The following is a 26576-nucleotide window of genomic DNA, read 5'->3' as shown; positions in this document are numbered from 1 at the left end:
TGGAGATAGTCATGAAATCCACCCTTCTTGCTGCTGCACTGGCCGTATCGGCGACCTCGGCGTTTGCAAGCGCCGAGAAATACGTTTTGGACCCCAGCCACAGCCAGGTTGTCTTCAACTATAACCACCTTGGTTTTTCCACCACGACTGGCATGTTCTCGGGCTTTGAAGGCGAGATCATGTTCGATCAGGAAAACCCGGCAGATTCCAGCGTGAGCGTGTCGATGCCTGTGGTCGAAATGATCACCGGCTGGAAGCCGCGCGAAGATCACTTCATGACCGAAGACTTCTTTGGCGTCGCCGAGGGTGACCTGATTTCGTTCACCTCGACCGGTATCGAAGTCACCGGTGAAAACACCGCGAACATCACCGGCGACCTGACCATGAACGGCGTGACCAAGTCGGTCGTTCTGGACGCCAAGCTGAACCAGGTTGGCGAGCATCCGATGGCGGGCAAGCCCTGGGCCGGATTTGATGCCACCACCACACTGGTCCGAAGCGAGTTCGACTTGGGCCAGTTCGCACCGTTTGTAAGCGATGAGGTTGAGGTTCGTATTTCGGTAGAGGCGCAAAAGGCCGAGTAAGCCTGCCTTATATGCAAAAAGAAACCGCCGGGACCCGTCAGGCCTCGGCGGTTTTTTCTTTATTCGGCTTGGGTGGCTGTCAGTTCAACGGCTACTTTTACGGCAAAGGCCAGCGAGTCCTCGGTTGGTTGCGTCGTACCGACGTCGTAATCTAGACGGTTCAGATCCAACTCTCCCTGCATCTTGGCGGTACCGTCCTGCAGGTCCAGCTCGAACGGCAGGACGACGTCCATGGTTTTGTCGCGAATGGTCAAAGTGCCGCGTGCCTCATAGGCTAGATCGGTCTTGAACAGATCTGCGGTGAAATTCGCGGTCGGGAACTGAGTGCTATCAAAGAAATCCGCGCCAAGGGCTTGCTGTGTCACGGTGCCAATGGTCAATGAGCCGACGGCGATTGTCACATCAACAGTCCCGGCCGGTCCGGGTTCCGCAGGGTCGTCGAATGTGATTGCCGCAGTCCAGTCGGAAAACGCGCCGCTGACGGGGCTGCCCAACTGGGTGATCGTGATCGCCAGCGAACCTTCCTGCACCTGCCAGTCGGATTGCACCGCCTCCAATTCGGCAGATGCATGATCACCGGTCGGATGTGCCGAGTAGGCTCCGTCGAACCACCCGATGCTAATAGCAACGGCCCAGACGGCGACTGCTGCGACGACGGGTGCAGGTGAGTGCCATTGCGTTGGCGGTTCCGGCAAATCCACCCGTCCGGGCAGCATGCGGCGCAATGTGCTGTCTTTGTCGATCACGTGGTGCTTGAGCGCGCCAACAATATGCAAAACCAGAGCACCCACTAGCACCAGCATCAGAACGAAGTGTAACCCGGCGCTTGTTTCGGCCAACGCGGGGGATTTGGGCACAAAGGGCAGGTTCTGCCCGATCGGCCAAAGGATCGGCGCAAACCCTTCGGTGGCCGCATGGTGAATCCAGCCTGTCAGGGGAACCAGTACCAGCGAGCCATACAACAGCCAGTGGACGGTTTCCGCAGCAAATGCCTCGGGCTTGTTTTCAGCATTGAGCAATCCTGGTTTGGGCTGGCTGATCGCCCACAAGATACGGGCAAGCGCCACGAAGAAGACCGTGACCCCGATAGTTTTGTGTAGCGAAAACAGCTGCGCGGCCTGTTGCAGGTCTTCCGGTGTCGTTGGAATGGCCGGGTCTTCAATTGCGTGCGCCAGTTGGTTCGCGAACCACCCAATCGGAAGCGCTGTCAGAATGAGCAAGGCCGTCAGCCAGTGGAAGGTTTTCGAAACGCCTCCATAGCTTTGGGTGGTGTTGGCAAGGGGCATGGGTTCACGACTCCGATCTGTTTGCTATGGCCACCCTAAATGCAGCGCGGGCCGACACAATAGCCTCTGACGCACAGAATGCGTGTCAGGATGCAGAGCTTGTGCCGCTCGTTCACTCGGTTTACACCCCTTCGCAACCTAACGTCATCCAAGAGGTTGCAATGACACGCGCGTTCGTTTTTCCGGGGCAGGGCGCCCAAACCATCGGTATGGGCAAGGCACTGGCCGAGGCCTATCCGGCTGCACAGGCTGTTTTCGACGAGGTCGATGAAGCGCTTGGTGAAAAGCTGAGCACGTTGATCTGGGAAGGTGACATTGCCGAACTAACGTTGACGCAGAACGCACAGCCGGCGCTGATGGCGACCTCGATGGCCGCGATGCGCGCGTTGGAGGCCGAAGGTGTTGCCGTCACAGACGCTGCATTTGTTGCTGGGCATTCGCTGGGGGAATACTCAGCGCTTGCGGCAGCTGGTGCGCTGTCGATTGCGGATACGGCGCGTTTGTTGCGGACACGTGGTCAGGCGATGCAAAGCGCCGTTCCCGTGGGTGAAGGCGCAATGGCCGCAATTCTGGGGCTGGACCTTGAAGCGGTTCGTGCCGTCGCAGAAGAGGCTGCGCAGGGCGCGGTCTGTCAGGCCGCGAACGACAACGACCCTACCCAGGTGGTTGTGTCGGGTGCGAAAGCGGCCGTGGAACGTGCTGCCGAGATTGCCAAGGAAAAAGGTGCCAAGCGTGCTGTAATGTTGCCCGTGAGCGCCCCGTTCCATTGTGCGTTGATGCAACCCGCCGCGGATGTGATGACCGAGGCGCTGGCCGCAGTTGAAATCAAGGCCCCAGCGGTTCCGCTGATTGCGAACGTGCGCGCTGAGGCTGTTGGCGATCCGGAACTGATACGTCAGTTGCTGGTCGAGCAGGTCACCGGTTCTGTGCGCTGGCGCGAAAGCGTGCTGTATATGGCGGCGCAAGGCGTGACCGAGACATGGGAGATCGGCGCAGGTAAGGCGTTGTCGGGGATGATCCGCAAGATCGACCGCGCGATTGCCGGCAAGGCTGTTGGCACGCCGGACGACGTGCAGAATGTGGTTAAGAGCGAATCATAAGAACAACGTGCGACGCAAGTTGCGCTGCAAAGGGAAGATCGAATGTTTGATTTGACAGGTAAGAATGCGTTGATCACCGGTGCGTCCGGCGGGATTGGCGGCGAGATTGCGCGCGTGCTGCACGGCGCGGGAGCCACGGTTGCGCTGTCCGGCACACGTGTTGAACCGCTCGAGGCATTGGCCACCGAACTGGGTGAGCGGGCGCATGTTCTGCCATGCAACCTGAGCGACGGCGAAGCTGTTTCCGCACTGCCAAAGCAGGCGGCCGAGGCGATGGGGGCAGTTGATATTTTGGTCAACAATGCCGGGATTACCCGAGACAACCTGTTCATGCGCATGTCGGATGACGAATGGCAAAGCGTGATCGACGTGAACATGACCTCGACCGCCAAGCTGTGCAAAGGCGTGCTTAGGGGCATGATGAAGGCGCGCTGGGGGCGGATCATCAACATCTCGTCCGTCGTCGGTGCCACCGGGAACCCCGGTCAGGCAAACTATGCAGCGTCCAAGGCCGGTATGGTCGGCATGACCAAATCGCTGGCCTATGAGGTTGCCAGCCGCGGTATCACGGCAAATGCGGTTGCTCCGGGCTTTATCACCACGGCCATGACCGACAAGCTGACCGACGATCAGAAAACGGGTATTTTGGGGCAGGTTCCGGCCGGTCGCATGGGGGATGCATCGGAAATTGCAGCGGCTGTTCTGTATCTTGCCAGCCCCGAAGCCGGATATGTTACCGGAACCACCTTGCATGTTAACGGCGGTATGGCCATGTTGTGACCGCGGACAGGGGCAGGTGCGAAAGCGTTTGCCTCGCGCGTTGTCTATGCTATAGGCGGCGCATAAATGCTGGGGTCGACCAAATGGTCGGCCTTCTACTTTCCCGGTCATCCGGGACCCAACCGCCCGCACCGGGCAAATCAAAGCCAGCCTGAGCGGGCAAGGGCAGAACCGGGCACTAGGCCCTGAAAACGGAATGAGGAATAGACATGAGCGACGTCGCAGATCGCGTTAAAAAGATCGTTGTTGAGCACCTGGGTGTTGAAGAAGACAAAGTGACCGAAAACGCGTCCTTCATCGACGATCTTGGCGCAGACAGCCTGGACACTGTTGAGCTGGTTATGGCCTTCGAAGAAGAGTTCGGCATCGAAATCCCTGATGACGCAGCCGAGACAATCCAGACATTTGGCGACGCCGTCAAATTCATCTCAGAAGCTTCCTAAAGCTTCGAAATAATCAAAAAGCGGCGCTTCCGGGCAACGGAGGCGCCGTTTTTTTGTGCCTTGTTCAATTCTGCCTTGCAAGGTGCCGTATTCGTTCGCAACCTTTTGCCCGAGGCACATAATTCAAAGCGGGCAGGGCATGATACGATCCACCCCTATGATCAATACGGCCCGTTTGACGCTGTGCGCCATGCGGCCAGAAGATTTTAACCGGTTCGCCGAGATTTGGCGCAACCCATGCATCGTGCGACATATCGGCGGCAAGCCGCGGTCGCGCGGAGAGGCGTGGGATTCATTCCTTCGAAATGCCGGGCACTGGCAAATGGCCGGTTTCGGGCAGTGGGCCGTGGTCCAGCAGTCGAATCGCCAGATGGTCGGTCAGGCGGGGTTCTTTTACGGTAACCGTTCGATTGGCGAGGATTTCGACAGTTTCCCCGAGGCCGGATGGATTCTGGTTCCCGAGGCACAGGGACAGGGATTGGGGCTGGAGGCCGCGCAGGCCGCGCATGATTGGTTTGACCGGATCATGCCCGGTCCATTAGTGGCGATGGTGAATTCGGCAAACTCAGTCTCGCAAAAACTGGCGGGTAAGCTGGGCTATACCCCGATGCGCGAATGTGCGTTCAACGGCAGCGACGTCACGCTTATGCGCCGCAATGGGCCGCCGCCGCGCCACTGACAATTTGAGACTTCCCGAATGCCGCAAACCGGCCGTAGTTTGCCGATCCTGGTAATAACGGACCGATCTTCCGCGTGTATGGTACTCTGGAATTGCAGAGCGATTGAGCGGAGGAGAATGCTCATGAGGATTTACCCCACGATGGAATTGCAGAACGGCCGGTGTGTCACACTGGACAAGGGCCGTCTGGACGACGCGATGATCTGGCATGTGAATCCGGCGGAAACGGCGCGCAGCTGGTCTGCAGCCGGTGCCATGTGGATGCACCTGACGGATTTCGATGCGATCGAAGGCCGCGACACCAACGCCGAATTGGTCGAGGAAATCATCCGCACGTCCGAGATGTCTGTGCAGCTGGCCGGCGGTATGCGGACGCGGGAACAGGTCGAATACTGGATCGACAAAGGCGCGGGACGGGTGGTGATTGGTACGCTTGCCGCCTGGGATCCGAATCTGGTCAAGGAACTGGCCAAGCTTTATCCGGACCAGATCGTTCTGGCTGTGGACGTCTGGCAAGGTCAGGTGATGACCGAAGGCTGGCGCAGTCAGAGTGCGTTTACGCCTGAGGCGTTTATTCAAGCGTTCGAGGGCACGCCTTTCGCGGCGATTCTGGTGACCGATATTGACAGCGACATCGAAGACGTCGATGCGCAGCTGGGTCTGATCTCGGGTCTTGCACAGCTGTCACGCACACCGGTTATTGCCAGCGGTGTCGTTCGGACATCGGATGACATCTCGCGTCTGGCCTATGTGCACAACATCTCGGGTGCATTGGTTGGGCGGGCTTTGTTCCGCAAGGCGATTGACTTGGCAGACGCGCTTAACGTGGCCGAGCAGGCCCACGAACCAGTCGCTGAATTCCAGTAAACCTGTCTTGCACGTCATTGCCCCGGCCTTTCAATTCCCTGAAAGGGCCGGGGCAATTTGTTTTGGTACATCCCGCACAGACCTGCCGCCCGGCGAAATGGTGCCGGGTGGGAATGTGCCGTTGCTCTTGCCCCCGGACCCCGGGCCGGGGTATGAGCGGTTCTCAAATAGGAAGCAGGCAAGAGGCATTTCATGCGCAGAGTCGTTGTAACCGGTCTGGGATTGGTCACTCCTTTGGCCAGCGGGGTCGAGAAATCTTGGTCACGGCTGCTGGATGGGGAATCCGGCGCGGGCCCGATCACGAAATTTGATGCCGAAGCAAGCGGTGTCACCACGACCTATGCCTGCGAAGTTCCGCGCGGCGATGGAACTGACGGGACATTCAATCCCAACGATTGGTTGCCGCCAAAAGAGCAACGCAAGATCGAAGACTTTATCCTGTATTCGATCGCTGCCGCTGACATGGCTTGTCAGGATGCAAACTGGCTGCCCGAGGATGAAGAGGACCGCCTGCGTACAGGTGTGCTGATCGGATCGGGTATCGGCGGGCTGGGCTCTATAGCTGAAACGGCGAACCTGATCCGCGACAAAGGTCCGCGTCGTGTATCACCCTTCTTTATTCCCGGCGCGCTGATCAACCTGGCATCCGGCCAGGTTTCTATCCGCCACGGGTTCAAGGGGCCCAACCACTCGGTCGTTACGGCTTGTTCGACAGGTGCGCATGCAATCGGCGACGCCAGCCGCATCATTCGCGCAGGCGACGCGGAAGTCATGGTTGCTGGTGGCGGCGAAGGCTGTATTTGCGAGATCGGTATCGCTGGCTTTAACGCATGCAAGGCGCTGTCGACCAAATATGCCGATGATCCGAAGAAAGCCAGCCGCCCGTATGACCTGGACCGTGACGGCTTTGTCATGGGCGAGGGCGCAGGCATCGTGGTTCTGGAAGAATACGAGCACGCCAAGGCGCGCGGTGCGAAGATCTATGCCGAAGTGCTGGGTTACGGCATGTCCGGCGACGCTTATCACATCACCGCACCGTCCGAGGATGGTGATGGCGCTGAGCGTTCCATGAAGGCCGCATTGCGCAGCGCCGGGTTGGAGCCTTCGGATCTGGACTATATCAACGCGCATGGTACATCGACCATGGCGGATACGATCGAACTGGGCGCAGTTGAGCGCCTGTTAGGTGATCACGCAAGCAAGGCCACCATGACCTCGACCAAATCGGCCACCGGTCACCTTTTGGGTGCGGCGGGCGCTATCGAGGCTATTTTCTCGATCCTGGCGATCCGGGATCAGGTGGCTCCGCCGACGATCAATCTGGATAACCCAGCCGTTGAAACTCCGATTGATCTGGCACCCAACGCCAAGCGTGAGCGTGAGATCAACGTGGCGCTGTCGAATTCGTTCGGCTTTGGCGGCACCAATGCCAGCGTGATCTTCGGAAAGGTCAGCTAAATGTTGCGGGCTCTTGCTTCGAACGCGCTGACTCTGCTGATTGTAGGCTTGTTCCTGATGGGCGGGCTGGTTGTGTGGGGGCAGTCGCAATACAAGGCCGAGGGTCCGCTGGAATCCGCCATGTGCCTGCAGGTCAGAAGCGGGTCGAATATGACCCGTGTCAGCCAAGAGCTTGAAGATGACGGAGCCATCAGCAGCGCCATGATCTTTCGCATGGCGGCGGACTACACGGATAAATCGCAGCAGCTGAAAGCCGGTAGCTTTCTGGTGCGCGAAGGCGCGTCGATGGAGCAGATCATCGACGAGATCACAAGCAGCGGTGCCAGCACCTGCGGGTCTGAGATTGAATACCGTATCGGTGTCACGCGCATCCAGACCCGGGTACGCGAGTTGGACCCGGCAACGCTGGAGTTTGTCGAGATCGCATCGTTTGATGTGACCGACGAAGAAATCCCTGCCGAATACGGTCAAAAGCGCGAAGAGGCCGATACCCGATACCGTGTGTCCGTTGCTGAAGGCGTGACCTCATGGCAGGTGGCGCAAGGCTTGCAGGCGATTGAACCGCTGACAGGTGAGATTGCCGAGATCCCGGCCGAAGGGATGTTGGCGCCTGACAGCTATGATTTGGCACCGGGCGATGACCGGACAGCTGTTCTGCAGGCGATGCAAGACAAGCAACAATTGCGCATCAATGCAGTGTGGGAGAACCGCCAAGGCGACCTTCCCATCAGCAGCCCAGAGGAAATGCTGATCCTTGCGTCGATCATCGAAAAGGAAACCGGTGTTCCCAATGAACGCGGGCAGGTCGCAAGCGTCTTCGTAAACCGGCTTGAGCAGGGCATGAAGCTGCAGACAGACCCGACGGTTATCTATGGCGTCACCAAGGGTCAAGGCACGCTGGGGCGCGGGCTGCGTCGCAGTGAGCTGCGCCGTGCAACACCTTGGAATACTTATGTGATAGACGGTTTGCCGCCGACACCCATTGCCAACCCGGGGTTGGCCAGCCTTGAGGCTGCTGTCGCACCGGAAGAGACCAACTTTGTCTTCTTTGTTGCGGATGGCACCGGGGGGCACGCGTTTGCGGAAACCTTGCAGGAGCACAATCGGAACGTCGCCAAGTGGCGAGAGATTGAGGCAGAGAGAAACAGCTCAAGCAACTAAGAAAAAAAGGCCGCGTCGAAAACGCGGCCTTTTCTTTTTGTTATGCGGCGGGACGTCCGCGTGGACGACGACGTTTCGAGGACGCGGGCTTCGATGTCGAATTTGCCCCCTGCGGTTTACGCCCCCGGAAGCCTCCGCGATTACGGGTTTTCTTGGGCTCGGAAAATTCTGGCATGGTGCCGCTGGCGACCGGAATTTCGATCTTCATAAGCTTCTGAATCTGGCGCAGCTGATCCACCTCGTCCGGTGAGCAGAATGCGATAGCTTCACCTTCGCGACCAGCACGGGCTGTGCGCCCGATGCGGTGCACATAGTTGTCGGGCACCTCGGGCAGGTCATAGTTGATCACATAGGCAACACCGGGAATGTCGATGCCACGCGCGGCCACGTCGGTCGCGACCAATACGTTGATCTCTCCGGCCCGGAACGCCTTGATCGCGCGGTCGCGCTGTCCCTGGCTTTTGTTGCCGTGGATCGAGGCCGCGTTGAAACCATCGGCCACAAGGCCTTTCATCAGTTTCTCGGCTCCGTGTTTGGTACGGGAAAACACCAAGGTCAGAGCCTCCATTTCAGCGGACAGAATTTCGCGCAGTTTCCGCGGTTTGCCGGCCCTGTCGACGAAATGCACGGACTGCGTGATCTTGTCAGCCGCTTTACCTGGAGGCGAGACCTGCACCCGCTGCGGGTTGGTCAGATAGGATTGGCTGAGTTCCTCCATCTGCTTCGGCATAGTGGCCGAAAACAGCATGGTTTGACGCGGCGTGCCCAGCTTGGGTGCGATTTTGCGCAGGGCGTGGATAAAGCCCATGTCCAACATCTGGTCGGCCTCGTCCAGTACAAGGTGTCGCACCGAGCCGAGGTCAACGGCACCGCGTTCCATCAGGTCGATCAAACGCCCGGGCGTGGCGACCAGAATGTCGGTGCCGCGCGACAGGAACGAGATCTGTCTGCCGATCGACTGGCCACCGACCACGGTGGCCACGCGCAGCTTGGTCTTGTCGGTCAGGTTGCGCAGGCTATCCGCGATCTGGTTGACCAGCTCGCGGGTGGGGGCAAGGATCAGCGCCTTGGCGGTTTTGGGCGCGGGTTTGCCGGACTGCGCCAACAAGTGGTCGATCAGCGGCAGCCCGAAGGCCAGCGTCTTACCGGTGCCGGTCTGCGCCAGGCCCATGATGTCGTGACCGTTCAGCGCCAGCGGGATGGCCTGGTTCTGAATAGGCGTCGGTTGTGAGAAATTGGCACGTTTCAGTGCATCGTTGAGGGCTGGTGCAAGACCCAGCATGTCGAAGTCGAACAAATAACTATCCTTTGTAATCCGCAAGGCGATAGCCGCACGGACAAGACGTGTCTGGCCACGCAGCGCGTGACCGGCAGGGTTTCCGCTAAACCTCGGGACGTGCAGGCGAACCCTGCGCCATCTGGCGTCGCGTCAAGAACCCTGCGTGAATGGGAACTAGGAGAAGTAGTGATGCGCTGTGGGGTCTGCTACGACCGTCAATGCTCACGCGTCAGCGCTGTCTTAAGGTGGCACATGCTAGTTTTGCTAACAATTGTCAAGGCATGAACTGCGAAGTGGGAACATGTACCGGCCGCGGCCGTCAGGGAATGGATTGTTCAAATAGAAAACCCCGAGGTACTTCTTGGCTTTTGTAACAACGGTAAATATCCGATCCTTAGGAGGGATGACTTTTTGTGTATGACCAAAAAAGGATCCCAGAAATGTGCGTGAAAATACTTGTAGCTTCCACTCTGACTGTGGTTCTAGCCGCGTCTTCAGCAATCGCTTGCTCTCGGATCGTCTATGAAACGGCAGACGGATCCTACCTCACGGGGAGGACGCTTGACTGGTTCGAAGATACTTCAACAGACATTTGGGCCTTCCCGCGGGGCATGGACCGTGACGGTGGCGCCGGAGAGAATTCGGTCGAATGGACGTCCAAATACGGCTCTGTCGTGGCAACGATCTATGACGGAGCAACTGTTGACGGCATGAATGATGGCGGGCTGGTCGGCAATGCTCTCTATCTTGCCGAAGCGGATTACGGGACGGAAAATGCCGGAGACAAACCTCTCCTTTCTGTCGGAGGGTGGTTGCAGTATTTTCTGGATAACTTTGCAACAGTTGAAGAAGCCGTTGCAGCTATTGAGCAAGAGCCATTCGTGATCGTAGCGCCGATGTTGCCTAGCGGACATGAGGCAGGAGGGCATATTGCGCTATCCGATGCGTCTGGTGACAGTGCAATATTCGAGTATCTCGATGGCGAGTTGGCTATCCACCATGGCCGCGAATTTACTGTCATGACGAACTCTCCTTCTTTTGACGAACAACTCGCTATCACCACTTATTGGGGTGAAGTTAATGGTCTTTCATTTTTGCCCGGAACCCATCGGTCTTCCGACCGGTTTGCGCGGTTGAGCTGGAATCTGAATGCCGTTCCCTCATTCGAAGACAAAAACGATGCGACGGCGGCGGTGTTCTCTCTCGTGCGATCAATTTCCGTACCATTTGGTGTGACGGACCCGGAGCGCCCAAACATCGCATCAACAACCTGGCGTACGGTCGCTGACCATGAGCTGGGTCGGTACTATTATGAGAGCGTGTTCAGCCCCACATTGTTTTGGGTGGATATCGAAAACCTTGATCTCTCCGATGGGGCTTCTACCCTGAAACTGGAACTTGGCGAAAAGCCCATCCTTGCGGGCGAGGTTTCGGCCAACTTTGAACCTTCCGAGCCATTTCTTTTTCTCGGCGAAACGTAACGTTGCAATCACGGGGCTCAACCATTGACGCCTGTCTGCCAATGGCCCGATCAGTAAAGGTCTCTTAACTATCAGCGCACGTTACCCGTTGCGCCGTTGTTGCGCAAAGCATTGACTTTGCGGACTTTCTCGCGTATAAGTTGTGTCATGCTAGAAGAGGTGGGCGACGGCCCCGGGGCGACCCGGTGGCCGTTTTTCGTTTCTCTCGTGCGGAGATCACTCACGCATGAGGTCACAGGCACACATGACTTTGATTACCCCGGAAGAGCGGATGTCCCAGACGGCTGATTTGTTGCAGTCGCTTGAGAGATCCATTCGCGATCTGCGCCAAGCAGCGGAAGAACTGCGCAAACAGATCGGTGCCGGGGAGGATGCAGATCTTGCTGGTTCAGCCAAGCAACTTGGGCAGTTAGAGGGGCTGATCCGAAGTTGTCAGAAAGTGGAGACAAGCTTTGTCGAACAACATCACAGACAAGCCGGAATTGCCCAAGGGGGGTATGCGCTCGACCTTGAGCGCGCTCGATTTGAGGTTGGGTGCAGGCTGGCTCGCCTCCGAGCCTGCTGCGGTTCGGGACAGATTTCTGAGTGAGATCGGGGAGGGGGGGCTGTGCGCCCTCCCTTTCCTGTTCGAGTTCTGGGCGCTGCCGCATCAGTTGCCGCCCGAAGGCGACTGGCGGTCCTGGGTCATCATGGGCGGGCGTGGGGCTGGTAAGACGCGGGCCGGAGCCGAATGGGTGCGACAGGTAGTCGAGGGGTCTTTGCCGCTGGATCGCGGCGAGGCGCGTCGTGTGGCGTTGGTGGGTGAGACCTTCGATCAGGTGCGCGATGTGATGATCTTTGGCGATAGCGGGATTCTGCAGTGTTCTCCGCCGGATCGGCGACCTGTCTGGAAGGCGTCGGAACGGAAACTGATCTGGCCAAACGGAGCAGAGGCGCAAGCGTTTTCAGCGCATGATCCCGAAGGGTTGCGCGGGCCTCAGTTCGATGCAGCCTGGGTGGATGAGCTGGCTAAGTGGAAGAAGGCGGGCGAGACCTGGGATATGCTGCAATTTGCGCTGCGCTTGGGGGAGCGGCCTCGGGTCTGTGTCACGACCACGCCTAGAAATGTGAAGGTATTGAAGGAATTGCTGGCATCTCCGTCCACCGTGCAGACCCATGCGCCGACCGAGGCGAACAGGGCCAATCTGGCGGATTCGTTTCTGGAAGAGGTACGCGCGCGCTATGCGGGCACGCGGCTGGGGCGGCAGGAGTTGGACGGCGTGCTGCTGTCGGATGCCGAGGGGGCGTTGTGGACCGGGTCCATGCTGGATGCGGCGCGAGTTGAAAATGTACCAGAGTTGGACCGTATAGTGGTGGCGCTGGACCCGGCGGTGACGGCTGGGTCGAATGCGGATGCCTGTGGGATCGTGGTGGTCGGCGCTCAGGTGCAGGGGCCGCCCGAGGAGTGGCGCGCCTATGTGCTGGCCGACCGGACGGTGCAGGGCGTTGGCCCGGCAGGCTGGGCACAGGCAGCGATTGACGCGATGGATGAGTTTGGGGCGGAACGGCTGGTGGCCGAGGTCAATCAGGGCGGGCAATTGGTGGAAGAGGTCGTGCGGCAGGTGGACCCTCTGGTCCCGTTCCGCGCCGTGCGGGCGTCACGCGGCAAGGTGGCGCGAGCCGAGCCTGTGGCGGCGCTGTACGAGCAGGGGCGGGTGGTGCATGCGGCCGGGTTGGACGCGCTGGAGGAGCAGATGTGCCAGATGACCGCGCGCGGGTTCGAGGGGCAGGGATCGCCCGACCGGGTTGATGCTCTGGTTTGGGCACTGCATGAGTTGCTGGTGGGGCCAGCGGGGGTGTATCGGCGGCCTAGGGTGCGGAGTTTGTGAAATAGAAATTTATTCGAGTTACCCGGAACTATAGCACAACCGTTGATGATCAGTTCAGAAATAGCTGTTAGTTCGTAGTTTAGATGCATCTCGTTCACGCTTTATCTATACACTGTAAATGTTTATCCAAAAGTTGTTCATCGTTAGGCGGTTTCGCAAGGAAGAATTCAAATGACTGATTTTTATAACTCTAGAGGCCACGCAATTTGTTTCGTGGTGGATGGGCAGTGGGTTTACCTGTGGAATGGTAAACCTGTTGGCTGGGTTGCAGATGGAAAGGTCTATTCTTACAGAGGCACGTTGCTGGGTTGGTGGCAGAACGGTTGGCTCTATGATCGGTCGAACCGCCCTTGCTTCTTTAGTTCTGATGCTACCGGAGGTCCCGCCAAGCCTGCTAGGGCTGCACGACCAGCAAAGGGTGCGCGAGGAGCAAGACCCGCTCGTGGAGCTCGCCAGGCAACTCCAGCGCGACCAGCTAGAAGCGTGACATGGTCTAGTTTTGGCGGTGAAGATTACTTCCTTCAATAGAGGTCGTGCAAAACGCGCTTGGGAATTGACATTGCTCGACCATACCCGTTGCACACCCCCCGTACGCCCCATTCCCATGTCCTAAACTTCTTTCCGTCATAACTCCTTTCAACAAGCCGGGCAGAGCGGCGGCAGAAAGGAGCACAGATGGTATTCGATTTCTTGCGTCGTGGATCGGCTGAGGCAGCGCCCGAGGCGAAGGCGAGCGCGGCGGGGCCTGTGGTGGCGTGGCAGACGGGTGGGCGCGTGGCGTGGAGCCCCAGGGATGCGGTGTCGCTGACGCGGACGGGGTTTTCGGGGAACCCTGTGGGGTTTCGCTCGGTCAAGTTGATTGCCGAGGCGGCAGCGGCGTTGCCTCTGGTGCTGCAGGATCAGGCGCAGCGCTATGATGTGCATCCGATCATATCCCTGATGCGCCGTCCGAATGCGGCGCAGGGGCGGGCGGAGTTGATGGAGGCTTTGTTCGGGCAGTTGTTGCTGTCGGGGAACGCCTATGTTGAGGCGGCGCAGGCCGAGGATGGATTGCCGGTTGAACTGCACATTCTGCGCTCGGACCGGATGAGCGTGGTGCCGGGGGCGGATGGGTGGCCCAAGGCGTATGACTATACGGCGGGCGGCAAGACGCATCGTTTCCCGGCTGATGCGATCTGTCATATCAAATCATTCCACCCCCAAGACGACCACTATGGGTTCTCGCCGATGCAAGCTGCGGCGATGGCGATTGATGTGCATAACAGCGCGTCGCGGTGGTCGAAATCTCTGTTGGACAATGCCGCGCGGCCTTCGGGGGCGCTGGTGTGGAAGGGCGGTGATGGCCATGGGGTGATGGCCGAGGATCAATTCCGCCGCCTGTCCGATGAGATTGAACAAAACTATCGCGGGGCGCGCAATGCCGGGCGTCCGATGGTTCTGGAAGGGGGGCTGGATTGGAAGCCGATGGGTTTCTCACCCTCTGACATGGAGTTTCAAAAGACCAAGGAAGCCGCCGCCCGCGAGATCGCGCTAGCCTTTGGGGTCCCGCCGATGTTGCTGGGAATTCAAGGCGACGCGACCTATTCGAACTATCAGGAGGCCAACCGGGCGTTTTACCGCCTGACCGTTCTGCCCCTGGTGACGCGGGTGGCGGCGGCGGTGTCGGAATGGCTGGTGGGCTTTACTGGCGAAGAACTGGTGTTGAAACCCGACTTGGATCAGGTGCCGGCGCTGTCGGCGGAGCGGGATGCGCAATGGGCGCGGGTCAACGGCGCCGAGTTCCTGACTGATGCCGAGAAACGCGTGATGCTGGGGCTGCCGGAGCGTGCAGATGGCTGAGGGGTATCCGCCGTTTGACTGTGCGCCGGGCCTGCGTCTGGCTGCGCATGAACGGGTGGCCGAGATCCAGCACGCGCATCTATGCAGGCGGCTGGATCAGATCGAAGAGATGATGGAGCGGCTGGAGAAACGGCTGTGGCTGACGGTCTATGGGGTCGTTGCGGTGATCCTGGCGCAGGCGTTTCAGTCGATTCTGGTGGTGTCGCCATGAATTCAGAGGCTTATGAGGAGGTGTTCATGGATTTGGAGCACAAGTTTGCGCGGTTTAGCGATGGATTGTCGGTGACCGAAGACGCGGTGATCGAGGGCTATGCCAGCCTGTTTGGGCAAGTCGATCAAGGGAGCGATGTGGTGCAGAAAGGCGCATACCGCAGGTCGTTGGCCGGGCTAAAAGCGGCTGGTCAGCGGGTCAAGATGCTGTGGCAGCACGACCCGGCGCAGCCCATCGGTGTCTGGAACGACGTGCGCGAGGATGAGCGCGGGCTTTGGGTCAAGGGACGTATGTTGGAAAGCACGCAGAAAGGCCGTGAAGCCGCGGAATTGATCCGGGCCGGGGCCATTGACGGGCTGTCGATTGGCTATCGCACCAAGCGGGCCGTGAAAAATGAAAAGGGCCATCGGGTCCTGACCGAACTGGAGCTGTGGGAGGTGTCGCTTGTGACTTTTCCGATGCTGCCCAGTGCGCGGGTGGCGGCAAAGGGGACGACCCCAGATGCCGAGGACACCCTGCGCAGTATTGCCGAGGTGTTTGATCACGCCCGGCAGGAGCTGGCGCGAACCTAGCGCGCCTCAATCCCACCCAAACAAGGAAGTTCTGATGAGCAAGACCGAGACCCCGGCCTTGACCGGAGAGAGTGTGCCCCTGGTTCAGGAGGTGAAGCAGGCGATGACTGGCTTCGTGAACGAATTCAAGGGCCTGAAGGCTGAAGTTAAAACCAAACTGCAACAGACAGAAGAGCGACTGACCATGCTGGATCGTAAATCAATCATCGCGGCGCGCCCGCATCTTGCGGCATCAATCGAAGACGGCGCGCCGCATCAGAAGGCTTTCGACGCCTATGTGCGATGCGGTGACGATGACGGCCTGCGTGGCCTTGATATGGAAGCCAAATCGCTGTCCAGCGCCGTTAACAGCGATGGCGGCTATCTGGTCGATCCGCAAACCGCCGAGATGATCAAGTCGGTGCTGAAATCCACGGCCTCGATCCGTTCGATCGCGTCGGTGGTGAATGTCGAGGCAAACTCGTTCGACGTGTTGATCGACCACACCGACGTGGGCGCGGGCTGGGCGGATGAAAGTTCGGCGGCCACCGAGACAGCGACCCCGTCGATTGATCGCATCTCGATTTCCTTGCACGAGCTGAGCGCGCTGCCCAAGGCGTCCCAGCGCCTGTTGGATGACAGTGCATTCGATGTCGAGGGATGGCTGGCCGGTCGTATTGCCGATAAGTTTGCCCGTGCTGAAGCGGCGGCGTTTATCTCGGGCGACGGCGCGGACAAACCAAACGGCATTCTGAACCACGCCAAGGTCGACAATGATGTCTGGACCTGGGGCAATCTGGGCTATGTCCAGACCGGCATTGACGGTGGTGTCGATGCGGATGCGATTGTCGATGTGGTCTATGCGCTGGGCGCGCAGTACCGCGTCAATGGCACCTTCGTGATGAATTCAAAAACCGCCGGTGTGATCCGCAAGCTGAAAGACAGCGATGGTCGCTTCCTGTGGTCTGACGGTCTGGCTGCCGGTGAGCCTGCGCGCCTGATGGGATATCCTGTGCTGATTGCCGAGGATATGCCGGATGCGGGCACCGATAGCTTTTCGATCGCATTTGGTGACTTCCAGGCCGGCTACACCATTGCCGAGCGCCCTGATCTGCGTGTCTTGCGCGATCCGTTCAGCGCCAAGCCGCACGTTCTGTTCTATGCGACCAAGCGGGTGGGCGGCGACGTGAGCGACTTTGCCGCGATCAAGCTGGTGAAATTCGGCACCGCTTAAGCGGTGACGGATCCGGGGGGCCATTGGCCCCTCGGGCGCGGGCGCGGGCCGGGGTGAGATCCCCTGCGTTGTCTAGCTGCTCCCCTCCGTCCGAGCAACGTGGGGCGGCGCGTGCCCGTCATTTTCCTGAGTGAGGCCCCCGGAGGGGTCCGAGATTGCGGAGTGAATGGATGATGTTGATCGAAGAAACCGCCATCGCGGATGCGGCGCTGCCGGTGGATCAGTTTAAAGCGCATCTGCGGCTGGGCACGGGCTTTGCCGAAGACAGCGTACAGGACGATGTGCTGAAAGGCTTTCTGCGCGCAGCCGTTGCGGCAATCGAAGCGCGCACTGGCAAGGTTTTGATCGAACGCGATTTTTCTTGGAGCCTGACCGTATGGCGAGACCAGTCGGGAGAGGTTCTGCCGGTGGCTCCGGTCACCGAGGTCAAGAGTGTGACGCTGGCAGATGCAGACGGTGCAGAGGCTGTCGTCACCCCGAATAGATACCGGTTGGAAAAAGATGCTCAGCGCCCCCGGTTACGCCCCGTGGGGCCACTGATGCCGAAGATGCCAAAGGGTGGTTCTGTCAGGATCGTCTTTGCCGCTGGGATGGCAACGGATTGGGGCGGGTTGCCCGCCGATCTGGGGCAGGCGGTGCTGCTGCTGGCCGCGCATTACTACGAATACCGCGATGAGACAGCGCTGGGTGCCGGGTGTATGCCATTTGGCGTCACCAGTCTGATCCAACGCTATCGCACAGTTCGGTTTGGCGCTGGGGTGATGCAATGAAAGCGCCGCGGTTGAACAGAACGCTAGTGCTGGAGGCGCCGGTGCGCGTGGCCGATGGGTCAGGCGGATACACCGAAACCTGGGTGCCGCTGGGCACGGTATGGGCCGAGGTGACCGCGCGCAGCGGGTCCGAGCGGCAGGTGGCTGGTGTCCCTATTTCACGGGTCGGCTATCGCATCGTGGTCCGGGGTGCGCCCACAGGTTCGACCATGCGGCCATCGCCGGATCAGCGCTTTGCAGAGGGTACACGTCGCTTTGTCATCCGCGCTGTAGCTGAGCGTGATCCGCGCGGCCAATACCTGATCTGTTTCGCGGATGAGGAGGTGGCAGCATGAGCTATGGCGTTTCAGCCGCCCTGCAGGCGGCGGTGTTCAAGCAGATTTCAGAGGATGCGCAGGTTAACGATTTGTCGGGTGGCGCGATCTATGACGCGGTGCCATCCGGAGCAGTACCACAGACTTATGTGACGCTGGGACCGGAAGAGGTTCGTGATGTCTCTGACCGATCGGGTGGGGGTGCGGTGCACCGGTTCACGGTTTCGGTCGTGTCCGAAGCCGCAGGGTTCGGGGCCGCCAAGATCCTGGCCGGTGCCGTGTGTGACGCGCTGGAGGGTGCCATGCCCAGCCTTGATCGCGGGCGTCTGGTGGGCCTGTGGTTCGAGCGCGCATCAGCCCGGCGCACCGGGACCGGTGGAGCGATCCGCCAGATCGACCTGAAATTCCGCGCCCGCGTGGAAGACGACTAACCAATCAACGGAGAGAGCATATGGGTGCCCAGAACGGCAAGGACCTGTTGGTCAAAGTGGATATGAACGGCAGCGGTCTGTTCGAAACTATCGCGGGGTTGCGCGCCACGCGCGTCAGTTTCAACGCGGAAAGCGTGGATGTCACCAGCCTGGAAAGCCAGGGAGGCTGGCGCGAACTTCTATCGGGTGCCGGGGTCAAATCGGCGTCGATATCCGGTTCAGGCGTGTTCAAGGATGCTGGGACCGATGAACGCGCGCGGCAATTGTTCTTTGATGGTGAAACACCGGATTTTCAGGTCATCATCCCCGATTTCGGCATTGTCGACGGGCCGTTTCAGGTCACAGGTGTCGAATATGCGGGCTCACACAACGGCGAGGCGACCTATGAGATGAGTTTGGCCAGCGCAGGCGCGCTGAGCTTTACGGCGCTGTAAGTCGATGGCCAATCCGTGGACGGGTGAGGTGGCTTTGACCATCGATGGAGAGCGGCGGGTGCTCAAGCTGACGCTGGGCGCTTTGGCGGAATTGGAACAAGAACTGGGTGCCGGTTCGCTGGTGGAACTCGTGCAACGGTTCGAAAGCGGAGCCTATTCCAGTGGTGACGTATTGGCTCTTATCGTGGCCGGGTTGCGCGGCGGTGGCGGCAACGTCAACCGCGCCGATCTGCTGAGCGCCGAAATCGAGGGTGGCCCGATGGCAGCTGCGCGTGCGGCAGCCGAGTTGTTGGCGCGGGCCTTCATGGTGCCGGATCAGGCATGAGCGGGTTCAACTGGCCCGCCTTGATGCGGGCCGCGCTTGTCGGTCTGCGTCTGACGCCGGATCAGTTCTGGCGACTGACGCCAGCCGAATTGCAACTGATGTTGGGGCAGGGCGCAGGGATACCGGCGATGAACCGGGCTGGCCTGGATGCATTGCTGAAGGCCTATCCGGACAAAACACAAGGAGAGCGTGATGACGGATCGTGACGGGTTTGACGACCTGCAGGAACGCGGCGATTCGCTGGGCGATTCGCTGGGCGACGCGGCATCTATGGCGGCTGCTTTTGACGGCCAGATGAAACGGATCAGCGCGGCGTTTGAGGAAACCGGCAAGGATGTCGCGACGCTGGAACGCGGCATGTCCAGCGGGTTGCGCAAAGCCTTCGATGGCGTGGTGCTGGACGGGATGAACCTGTCCGATGCGCTGGACGTTTTGAAGAACTCAATGATCCGCACAGCGTATTCGGCGGCGATCAAGCCGGTGACGGATCACTTTGGCGGGATGCTGGCCGGAACCGTTGGCGGTCTGGTGCAGGGGCTTTTGCCATTTGCGGACGGCGGCAGCTTTTCCCAAGGCCGGGTGATGCCATTCGCAAATGGTGGCGTTGTCAGCGGCCCAACCACATTTCCCATGCGCGGTGGAACCGGGTTGATGGGGGAAGCCGGCCCCGAGGCGATCATGCCCTTGGCGCGCGGGTCGGACGGTAAGCTTGGGGTGCGCACCTCGGGAGGTGGGCGTGCCGTCAATGTCGTGATGAACATCACCACCCCGGATGTGCAGGGGTTTCGTCGCAGTCAAAGCCAGATTGCGGCGCAGATGAGCCGCGCGCTGGGGCGCGGCAATCGCAACAGGTAACTTGAGGGAGCAGGCCATGAATTTCCATGAGGTTAGATTTCCCGCCAGCCTGAGCTTTGGTTCGGTGGGCGGCCCCGAGCGGCGCACGGATATCGTGACGCTGGCCAATGGGTTTGAAGAACGCAACACACCCTGGGCCCATTCAAGGCGACGCTATGATGCCGGGCTGGGGATGCGCTCGTTGGATGATATCGAAGCGCTGATTTCGTTCTTCGAGGCGCGGCAGGGGCAGATGTTCGGATTTCGTTGGAAAGATTGGTCTGACTTCAAGTCGGGCGCAGCAACGGCTGAGGTAGACAATGCCGATCAGGTCATTGCGCGCGGTGATGGCAAGGCGACCGAGTTCCAGTTGTTGAAAACCTACAACTCTGGCGGGTTCAAATACGTCCGTCCGATCCTCAAGCCAGTTCTAGGGACCGTCAAACTTGGCCTTGAGCAGGACGAAATGCGCGAAGGCGTGGATTTCGAGGTAGATCTGGCGCGGGGCCGGGTCACGTTTACGAACGCGCCACCGCAAGACGTCGAGATTACGGCAGGGTTCGAATTTGACGTGCCCGTTCGTTTTGACACCGACAAGATCCAGACCAGCGTGGCCAGCTTTCAGGCAGGCGACGTGCCCAACGTTCCGGTGGTCGAGGTGCGGGTCTGATGGGCGGTAATGCACAGGGGTTGCAGGAGCATCTGCAAAGCGGGATGACCACCACCTGTCGATGCTGGGCCATCACACGCACGGATGGGCAGGTCTATGGGTTTACCGATCATGATATGGAGTTGCGCTTTGACGGGCTGACATTCAAAGCAAGCTCTGGCCTGACCGCAGCAGCGATCGAACAGGCAACCGGGCTTTCGATCGATAACTCTGAAGCGATGGGCGCGCTGTCTGATGCGGCAATCCGGGAAGAGGACATTGAGGCCGGGCGGTTTGACGGTGCACAGGTTCGGGCTTGGTTGGTGAACTGGGCAGACCCCGAACAACGAACTCTACAGTTTCGTGGTTCGATTGGGGAAATGCGTCGTGGTGGCGGGGCCTTTCATGCTGAGCTGCGAGGGCTGACGGATCTGCTGAACCGGCCCTTGGGGCGGATTTACCAAAAACCTTGCACCGCAGTGCTAGGCGACGGCGCGTGCCGATTCAACGCGGCAGCACCTGGTTTTCAGGCAGAGGCTGAGATCGTCAGCCTGTCGGCGGGCAGTGTGCTTCAACTGAAAGGTGCGGACGCGCCGGATATGGGATGGTTCGAACGTGGCCGTCTGGATGTGATTTCCGGCAGTGCGGTGGGTCTTTGGGCGTCGGTGAAACAGGATGAGCGTATTCCGGGGGGGCGCAATGTCACCTTATGGACGGGGATCAGTGGCGGGCTGACAGTCGGTGATCGTGTCCGGCTGACCGCCGGGTGCGATAAGCGCATGGAGACCTGCCGAAGAAAATTCAACAATCTCATCAATTTTCAGGGCTTTCCGGACTTGCCGGGTGAGGACTGGGTGATGGCTGTTCCCAAGAAAGACAAACCGAACAAAGGGGGCAGCAGGCGATGACAATAGACCGGCAGGATATAGTTTCAGAGGCGCGCCGTTGGTTGGGCACGCCATACGTGCATCAGGCGTCCGTCAGGGGCGCGGGGGCGGATTGTTTGGGATTGCTACGCGGCATCTGGCGCGCGCTGTACGGAGCTGAGCCGGAGTCCGTGCCGAGCTACAGCATGGACTGGTCAGAGCCGCAGGGTGATGAACGCATGTGGGATGCCGCCCGCCGAAATTTGACATCAAAGCGGCCCTCGGAACTGGCAACAGGCGACGTATTGCTGTTCCGCATGCGCGATGGCGGCGTCGCCAAACATGTGGGTGTTGTCAGCGAAACCGACGCGGTCCCGCGGTTCATTCACGCATATTCCGGGCACGGCGTTGTGGAAAACGCCCTGAGCGACCCATGGCGTCGCCGGGTTGTCGCCTGTTTCGCATTTCCGCTGGAGGTCAAGTAAATGGCTACGATTGTACTTTCCGCAGCCGGGGCTGCCCTAGGCGGCTCGATCGGTGGCACTGTCGCGGGTCTTTCCACGGCAATCATTGGCCGGGCCGTCGGCGCGACACTGGGGCGGGTCATCGACCAGCGGTTGATGAGCCAATCTGTCATGGGTGGCGGCAGCGAAGTTGTTGAAACCGGCCGTCTGGATCGTTTCCGTCTGACCGAAACTGGTGAAGGCGCTTCGGTCACTACCGTGTTCGGTCGTATGCGTGTCGGCGGGCAGATCATCTGGGCATCGGACTTTCTGGAAACCCGCAGCGCCAGCACGACAACGCAATCCACGCGGGGCGGGAAAGGGTCGCGACGGCCAAGTTCGGCCACCACAACCACGACCACGCATACCTACGGCTATTCGATCTCGCTGGCGATTTCGGTGGGCGCTGGGCAGATCTCTGACATCTCGCGTATCTGGGCCGATGGTGAAGAGCTTGAGCGCGCCGGGCTGAATATGCGCCTGTACAAGGGTACTGACGATCAGTTGCCTGACCCGTTGATCGAGGCGGTCGAGGGCACCGGGCAGGTCCCTGCGTACCGGGGCACGGCCTATGTGGTGATCGAGGACCTTCAACTTGCCGCGTTCGGCAACCGCGTCCCGCAGTTTTCCTTTGAGGTTGTCCGACAGGAACAGCCGGGGCTGCCAGACACGCCCGGTGCCGTTTCCCGGATCGTGCGCGGCGTGGCGATGATCCCGGGTACGGGTGAATACTCACTGGCCAGCAGGCAGGTGAATTACTCCAAAGGGCAAGGGCAAAGCTGGGCCGCGAACGTGCACTCGGCTTCGGGCGTTTCCGATCTGGTCACCTCAACTCACGCGCTGAATGCTGAATTGCCCGCCTGCGATGCGGTGTCGCTTGTCGTGTCGTGGTTTGGCGACGATCTGCGGTGCGGTCAGTGCAAGGTGCAGCCAAAAGTCCTGCACAAAGAGTTTGATGGCAAGAACATGCCGTGGAGCGTATCAGGCGTATCCCGGGCAGCTGCACAGGTTGTTCAGATCGAAAATGATCGACCAGTTTATGGGGCGACACCAGCGGATGCGTCCGTGGTCGAGGCGATCCGGCACCTGAACACATCCGGCAAGCGGGTGATGTTCTATCCCTTCATCCTGATGGACCAGCTGCGCGGCAACGGTCTGCCCGATCCCTGGTCGGATGCCACCGATCAGCCGCACCTGCCGTGGCGAGGGCGGATCACGCTAAGCGAGGCACCAGGGCGCAACGGATCCCCGGACAAGACAACCGGGGCTGACGCGCAGGTTGCGCAGTTCTTTGGCCAGGCCCGCGCAGGTGACTTTGTCGTTGACGATGGCACCGTCACCTATACCGGCCCGCAGGAATGGGGTTTGTTCCGGTTTATTTTGCACTATGCGGCGCTCTGCAAAGCAGCTGGTGGTGTGGCGTCGTTTTGCATCGCATCCGAGATGCGCGGCCTGACGCAGATCAGGGGCGCGACCGGGTTTCCGGCTGTGGCGCAGATGCAAATCCTCGCGACTGAAGTGCGCAAAATCCTCGGGTCGGATACCAAAATCGGCTATGCCGCCGACTGGAGCGAGTATTTCGGCTATAAACCCGTCGATGCTGGCAGCGACCGGTACTTCCATCTGGATCCGCTTTGGGCCGATGACAATATCGACTTCGTTGGTATCGACAATTACATGCCGCTGTCCGATTGGCGGGACGGAGAGGATCACGTCGACGCCAAGGCGGGCGTAGATGCGATCTATGATCTGGATCACTTGCGCGGCAACGTTGAAGGCGGAGAAGGGTACGACTGGTACTACGCCTCGGCCGAGGAATCCAAAGCGCAGATCCGGTCTGCGATCGAAGATCAGGCGCATGATGAGGCCTGGATCTGGCGATACAAGGATATACGCAACTGGTGGTCACAACCGCATCACGAACGGATCGGAGGCGTGCGTCAAGCCAATCGGACCGCATGGGTGCCTAGGTCCAAGCCGATCTGGTTCACGGAACTGGGCTGTGCGGCCATCGACAAAGGCACCAATCAGCCGAACAAGTTTCTGGACCCGAAATCCTCGGAATCTAAGCTGCCGCGCTATTCCAACGGTCTGCGGGATGATTTCATTCAGTTGCAATATCTCAAGGCGATTTTGGGCTATTGGTCCGAGGCAAGAAACAACCCGGTTTCCAATACTTACGGCGGCCGAATGATTGATCTGTCCAATGCCTATGTCTGGGCCTGGGATGCGCGGCCATATCCAACCTTCCCGAACCTGCAAAACCAGTGGAGTGATGGCGAGAATTACGCGCGAGGGCATTGGTTGAACGGGCGGTCGGGGTCGCGCACGCTGGCATCGGTAGTGACCGAGATTTGTCATGGGGCTGGGGTGACCGACATCGACACGTCGCGCCTTTATGGTGTGGTGCGCGGCTATGCTATTGAACAGGTCTCGGACGCGCGATCCGCCTTGCAGCCGTTGATGCTGCGCTATGGTTTTGATGCGATCGAGAGGGATGGTGTATTGCGGTTTCAGATGCGCAATGGGCAACGCGCCATCGCGCTGGATCAGGAACATCTGGCGCTCAGCTCTGATATTGAGGCCGGTATCGAACATCGCCGCGAAGCCGAGGCTGAAATGACGGGTCGGGTGCGCTTGCGCTTTGTTCAATCGGATGGGGATCATGACATCGTCGCGGAAGAGGCCGTTCTGCCCGACACTCGGACCCATTCGGTGTCCGTCAACGAGATGCCCCTGTCCATGACACGTGCCGAAGGTCGCCAGACGGCGGAACGGTGGCTAAGCGAGGCGCGGGTGTCCCGCGAAACCGTGCGCTTTGCGCTGCCGCCTTCGTTGGGGCACATCGGCGCGGGAGACGTTGTTAGCCTGGATGAGGGCGGGCAGGGTGCGCGTTTCAGGATCGATCGACTGGAGCAAGCCGAGATACAATTGGCAGACGCAGTTCGGATCGAACCGGGGATATACGCGCCGTCTGACCTGCCTGATGACCTAATCTCAACCAAGCCCTTTGTCGCCCCGGTTCCGGTCCTGCCGGTGTTCATGGATCTGCCGTTGATTACCGGCTCAGAGGTGCCGCATGCGCCTTACCTGGCTGTGTCCGCCGACCCCTGGCCCGGAAGCGCTGCAGTGTATTCGGCGGTGAATGATGAGGATTATACCTTGCAAGAGGTGATCTCGGCACAGGCCGTCATCGGGTTTACTCAATCGCCTCTGCGGCGCGCCAGCGTCGGGGTTTGGGACGACGGTGCGCCGCTGCGTATCAGGCTGGTCGATGGCTTGCTGGAATCGCGCCCGCGCGACGCTTTGTTGAATGGTGGCAATCTGGCCGCAATAGGGGACGGGACGCCCGGCAACTGGGAACTGTTCCAGTTCGCCAGCGCCGAACTTGTGGGTCAGGGGACCTACGCCCTTTCAGGGCGCCTGCGCGGGCAATTGGGGACGGACAGTGTCATGCCTGACACCTGGCCTGAAGGTTCAACTTTTGTCTTGCTGGATGAAAGAGTTTTCCAAACCGGGCTGTTGCGGTCTGAAAGGCGGGTGGCGAAACATTATCGCATTGGGCCGGGAACGCGTGCCTATGACGATCCTTCTTTCCTCCACCAGGTTCACGCCTTCAACGGCAACGGACTTCGGCCATATGCTCCGGTGCATGTCAAATTGGCAAAAATCGGAGCGGGTGATGAAATTTCGTGGATACGTCGAACCCGGCTGGACGGCGATGGCTGGGATGGATTTGACGTGCCGTTGGGGGAAGAGACTGAATCCTATCTGGTGAAAATCAGGATCAACGGGTCAGCAATACGCGAACAGGTTACGTCAGAGCCGCGCTGGACATACCCATCAACGATGAAAGCCGCCGATGGCGTAACCGGCACTTACGAGGTTGATGTGGCACAGATCTCAGCCAGCTACGGGCCGGGTCCCGCCGCACGTCTTCTGGTTGGGTAAGGCACGTATGCGTCCTGTTTTGCACGGCGATGTAAGTGCCGCGGCGCGGGTGTTGCTAAACGCGCCGCCTTCCCACCGGGAACGCCTGTGCACCAGAATGATCAACGAAGCTGAACTGGCCGACATCTATGTCGGCCATACAGGCCGGCTACACCCGCTGTTTGGTAATGGCTCATTGATGACAGTGGCCCGAACCCGGCCATTGGCCAACGAGCCAAGCTTTGACGATTTGCAATATTGCCAGTGTTTTGAGATGGTTCTGCGATGCCTGGTTCAATTCCGCGTTACCCGGATGCGCAGCTGACGCACTTGCTGGCCGCTGGATCAAGGTTCAGACGACCAACCGGAATCTCTTCGCCGCAATCCTCGCAATACCCGAATTCACCATCTTTGATCCGGGTCAGGGCCACTGACAATCGGCGTGTTTCGATATCCCGATTCGCTTGCTGAGCCTTGGCCATGGCCTGATTTTGCAGGGCGTCCATCCGGCTGAGCCGCCCGACTGCCTGTTGGTCCAGTTCAACAACTGCTTGTGCCTCGGTTCCAAGCGCAGAATGTGCGGCCAATTCGTCCAATCGCGCGCGGATACGGGCTTCGAAATCCTCCAACTGGGTTTCATTCATTTTTGTTGCCCTGCAGATCACGGGTTTGCGTTTGGTGATTTTACAACTAAATGGC

At 59.5% G+C, this 26576-nt stretch carries 30 protein-coding genes; 27 read left to right on the top strand and 3 right to left on the bottom strand.

The window, feature by feature from the left end:
• Window positions 1-11 precede the first annotated feature (11 nt).
• Window positions 12-584 (top strand): YceI family protein, encoded by a 573-nt coding sequence (locus tag AC2FIS_RS15950; protein WP_109311412.1) that lies wholly within the window; start codon window positions 12-14, stop codon window positions 582-584.
• Window positions 585-643: 59 nt separating this feature from the next.
• On the opposite strand, the gene AC2FIS_RS15945 is transcribed toward AC2FIS_RS15950, so the two are convergent.
• Window positions 644-1870 carry a cytochrome b/b6 domain-containing protein gene (locus AC2FIS_RS15945; RefSeq protein ID WP_496774314.1) on the bottom strand — a complete coding sequence of 409 codons (1227 nt, stop codon included), beginning with the start codon at window positions 1868-1870 and terminating at the stop codon, window positions 644-646.
• A 161-nt stretch (window positions 1871-2031) separates the two neighbouring features.
• Between AC2FIS_RS15945 and fabD the strand changes: the two genes are divergently transcribed.
• From fabD to mltG, 7 genes are all read left to right on the top strand, one after another.
• Entirely contained in the window at window positions 2032-2970 is a 939-nt protein-coding gene (fabD, locus tag AC2FIS_RS15940; protein WP_496774312.1) for an ACP S-malonyltransferase, read from the top strand.
• Between the two features lie 42 nt (window positions 2971-3012).
• Window positions 3013-3750: a 3-oxoacyl-[acyl-carrier-protein] reductase gene (fabG, locus tag AC2FIS_RS15935; RefSeq protein ID WP_496774310.1), complete on the top strand. Its 738-nt coding sequence runs from the start codon at window positions 3013-3015 to the stop codon at window positions 3748-3750.
• A 209-nt stretch (window positions 3751-3959) separates the two neighbouring features.
• Complete coding sequence (locus tag AC2FIS_RS15930; RefSeq protein ID WP_005982462.1) at window positions 3960-4193, top strand: acyl carrier protein; 234 nt, start codon at window positions 3960-3962, stop codon at window positions 4191-4193.
• Between the two features lie 139 nt (window positions 4194-4332).
• On the top strand, window positions 4333-4872 hold the full coding sequence (locus AC2FIS_RS15925; protein WP_113789512.1) for a GNAT family N-acetyltransferase: 540 nt from the start codon (window positions 4333-4335) through the stop codon (window positions 4870-4872).
• Between the two features lie 123 nt (window positions 4873-4995).
• Complete coding sequence (locus tag AC2FIS_RS15920) at window positions 4996-5739, top strand: 1-(5-phosphoribosyl)-5-[(5-phosphoribosylamino)methylideneamino]imidazole-4-carboxamide isomerase (RefSeq protein WP_496774308.1); 744 nt, start codon at window positions 4996-4998, stop codon at window positions 5737-5739.
• A gap of 192 nt (window positions 5740-5931) precedes the next feature.
• Window positions 5932-7197, top strand: a complete 1266-nt coding sequence (gene fabF / locus AC2FIS_RS15915; protein WP_496722526.1) for a beta-ketoacyl-ACP synthase II — start codon at window positions 5932-5934, stop codon at window positions 7195-7197.
• Complete coding sequence (gene mltG / locus AC2FIS_RS15910) at window positions 7198-8358, top strand: endolytic transglycosylase MltG (RefSeq protein WP_058277508.1); 1161 nt, start codon at window positions 7198-7200, stop codon at window positions 8356-8358.
• Window positions 8359-8398: 40 nt separating this feature from the next.
• Here the strand turns inward: mltG and AC2FIS_RS15905 are convergent, their stop codons facing one another.
• Window positions 8399-9655, bottom strand: a complete 1257-nt coding sequence (locus tag AC2FIS_RS15905; RefSeq protein WP_496774305.1) for a DEAD/DEAH box helicase — start codon at window positions 9653-9655, stop codon at window positions 8399-8401.
• Window positions 9656-10077: 422 nt separating this feature from the next.
• On the opposite strand from AC2FIS_RS15905, the gene AC2FIS_RS15900 reads away from it, so the two are divergent.
• The 19 genes from AC2FIS_RS15900 to AC2FIS_RS15810 all read left to right on the top strand — a co-directional run bounded on the left by AC2FIS_RS15900 (window position 10078) and on the right by AC2FIS_RS15810 (window position 26202).
• Window positions 10078-11118 carry a linear amide C-N hydrolase gene (locus AC2FIS_RS15900; RefSeq protein ID WP_496774410.1) on the top strand — a complete coding sequence of 347 codons (1041 nt, stop codon included), beginning with the start codon at window positions 10078-10080 and terminating at the stop codon, window positions 11116-11118.
• A gap of 497 nt (window positions 11119-11615) precedes the next feature.
• Window positions 11616-12986 (top strand): DNA-packaging protein, encoded by a 1371-nt coding sequence (locus AC2FIS_RS15895; RefSeq protein WP_496774408.1) that lies wholly within the window; start codon window positions 11616-11618, stop codon window positions 12984-12986.
• A 171-nt stretch (window positions 12987-13157) separates the two neighbouring features.
• On the top strand, window positions 13158-13514 hold the full coding sequence (locus AC2FIS_RS15890; RefSeq protein ID WP_496774303.1) for a 4-fold beta flower protein: 357 nt from the start codon (window positions 13158-13160) through the stop codon (window positions 13512-13514).
• Window positions 13515-13661: 147 nt separating this feature from the next.
• The gene (locus AC2FIS_RS15885) at window positions 13662-14825 is read left to right on the top strand and encodes a phage portal protein (protein ID WP_282151499.1); all 1164 of its coding nucleotides are present in this window, start codon (window positions 13662-13664) and stop codon (window positions 14823-14825) included.
• Window positions 14818-15036 carry a GTA head formation protein, RCAP_rcc01685 family gene (locus AC2FIS_RS15880; RefSeq protein WP_108860356.1) on the top strand — a complete coding sequence of 73 codons (219 nt, stop codon included), beginning with the start codon at window positions 14818-14820 and terminating at the stop codon, window positions 15034-15036. The genes AC2FIS_RS15885 and AC2FIS_RS15880 overlap by 8 nt, the downstream gene beginning before the upstream one ends.
• Window positions 15037-15062: 26 nt before the next feature.
• Entirely contained in the window at window positions 15063-15608 is a 546-nt protein-coding gene (locus AC2FIS_RS15875; RefSeq protein WP_496774301.1) for an HK97 family phage prohead protease, read from the top strand.
• Window positions 15609-15642: 34 nt separating this feature from the next.
• Window positions 15643-16821, top strand: a complete 1179-nt coding sequence (locus AC2FIS_RS15870) for a phage major capsid protein (RefSeq protein WP_496774300.1) — start codon at window positions 15643-15645, stop codon at window positions 16819-16821.
• A 170-nt stretch (window positions 16822-16991) separates the two neighbouring features.
• Window positions 16992-17591, top strand: coding sequence for a head-tail connector protein (locus AC2FIS_RS15865; protein WP_496774298.1), 600 nt, complete (start codon window positions 16992-16994; stop codon window positions 17589-17591).
• Window positions 17588-17926: a phage head closure protein gene (locus AC2FIS_RS15860; RefSeq protein WP_496774297.1), complete on the top strand. Its 339-nt coding sequence runs from the start codon at window positions 17588-17590 to the stop codon at window positions 17924-17926. The genes AC2FIS_RS15865 and AC2FIS_RS15860 overlap by 4 nt, the downstream gene beginning before the upstream one ends.
• On the top strand, window positions 17923-18336 hold the full coding sequence (locus tag AC2FIS_RS15855; RefSeq protein WP_496774296.1) for a DUF3168 domain-containing protein: 414 nt from the start codon (window positions 17923-17925) through the stop codon (window positions 18334-18336). Before AC2FIS_RS15860 ends, AC2FIS_RS15855 begins: the two co-directional genes overlap by 4 nt.
• A 20-nt stretch (window positions 18337-18356) precedes the next feature.
• Complete coding sequence (locus tag AC2FIS_RS15850) at window positions 18357-18770, top strand: phage major tail protein, TP901-1 family (protein ID WP_282120461.1); 414 nt, start codon at window positions 18357-18359, stop codon at window positions 18768-18770.
• Between the two features lie 4 nt (window positions 18771-18774).
• Window positions 18775-19095, top strand: a complete 321-nt coding sequence (locus tag AC2FIS_RS15845) for a gene transfer agent family protein (protein ID WP_496774295.1) — start codon at window positions 18775-18777, stop codon at window positions 19093-19095.
• Window positions 19092-19301, top strand: coding sequence for a rcc01693 family protein (locus tag AC2FIS_RS15840; protein WP_282151492.1), 210 nt, complete (start codon window positions 19092-19094; stop codon window positions 19299-19301). Before AC2FIS_RS15845 ends, AC2FIS_RS15840 begins: the two co-directional genes overlap by 4 nt.
• Complete coding sequence (locus AC2FIS_RS15835; RefSeq protein WP_496774293.1) at window positions 19288-19950, top strand: RcGTA-type gene transfer agent tail tape measure protein; 663 nt, start codon at window positions 19288-19290, stop codon at window positions 19948-19950. The genes AC2FIS_RS15840 and AC2FIS_RS15835 overlap by 14 nt, the downstream gene beginning before the upstream one ends.
• Window positions 19951-19966: 16 nt before the next feature.
• A complete protein-coding gene (locus AC2FIS_RS15830; RefSeq protein ID WP_496774291.1) occupies window positions 19967-20599 on the top strand; it encodes a phage distal tail protein, Rcc01695 family in 633 nt (210 codons plus the stop codon).
• On the top strand, window positions 20599-21486 hold the full coding sequence (locus tag AC2FIS_RS15825; RefSeq protein ID WP_496774289.1) for a phage/gene transfer agent baseplate hub protein: 888 nt from the start codon (window positions 20599-20601) through the stop codon (window positions 21484-21486). The genes AC2FIS_RS15830 and AC2FIS_RS15825 overlap by 1 nt, the downstream gene beginning before the upstream one ends.
• Complete coding sequence (locus tag AC2FIS_RS15820) at window positions 21483-21929, top strand: NlpC/P60 family protein (protein WP_496774287.1); 447 nt, start codon at window positions 21483-21485, stop codon at window positions 21927-21929. Before AC2FIS_RS15825 ends, AC2FIS_RS15820 begins: the two co-directional genes overlap by 4 nt.
• Window positions 21930-25898, top strand: a complete 3969-nt coding sequence (locus tag AC2FIS_RS15815; RefSeq protein ID WP_496774285.1) for a baseplate multidomain protein megatron — start codon at window positions 21930-21932, stop codon at window positions 25896-25898. It begins immediately after the preceding gene.
• Entirely contained in the window at window positions 25837-26202 is a 366-nt protein-coding gene (locus AC2FIS_RS15810) for a DUF7742 family protein (RefSeq protein WP_496774283.1), read from the top strand. The genes AC2FIS_RS15815 and AC2FIS_RS15810 overlap by 62 nt, the downstream gene beginning before the upstream one ends.
• Here the strand turns inward: AC2FIS_RS15810 and AC2FIS_RS15805 are convergent.
• Complete coding sequence (locus AC2FIS_RS15805) at window positions 26183-26521, bottom strand: TraR/DksA family transcriptional regulator (protein ID WP_108860362.1); 339 nt, start codon at window positions 26519-26521, stop codon at window positions 26183-26185. The genes AC2FIS_RS15810 and AC2FIS_RS15805 overlap by 20 nt on opposite strands.
• Window positions 26522-26576 lie beyond the last annotated feature (55 nt).

It is taken from the genome of Ruegeria sp. CDSB113 (assembly GCF_059611045.1).
This window is presented reverse-complemented; position numbering and strand designations above follow the sequence as displayed.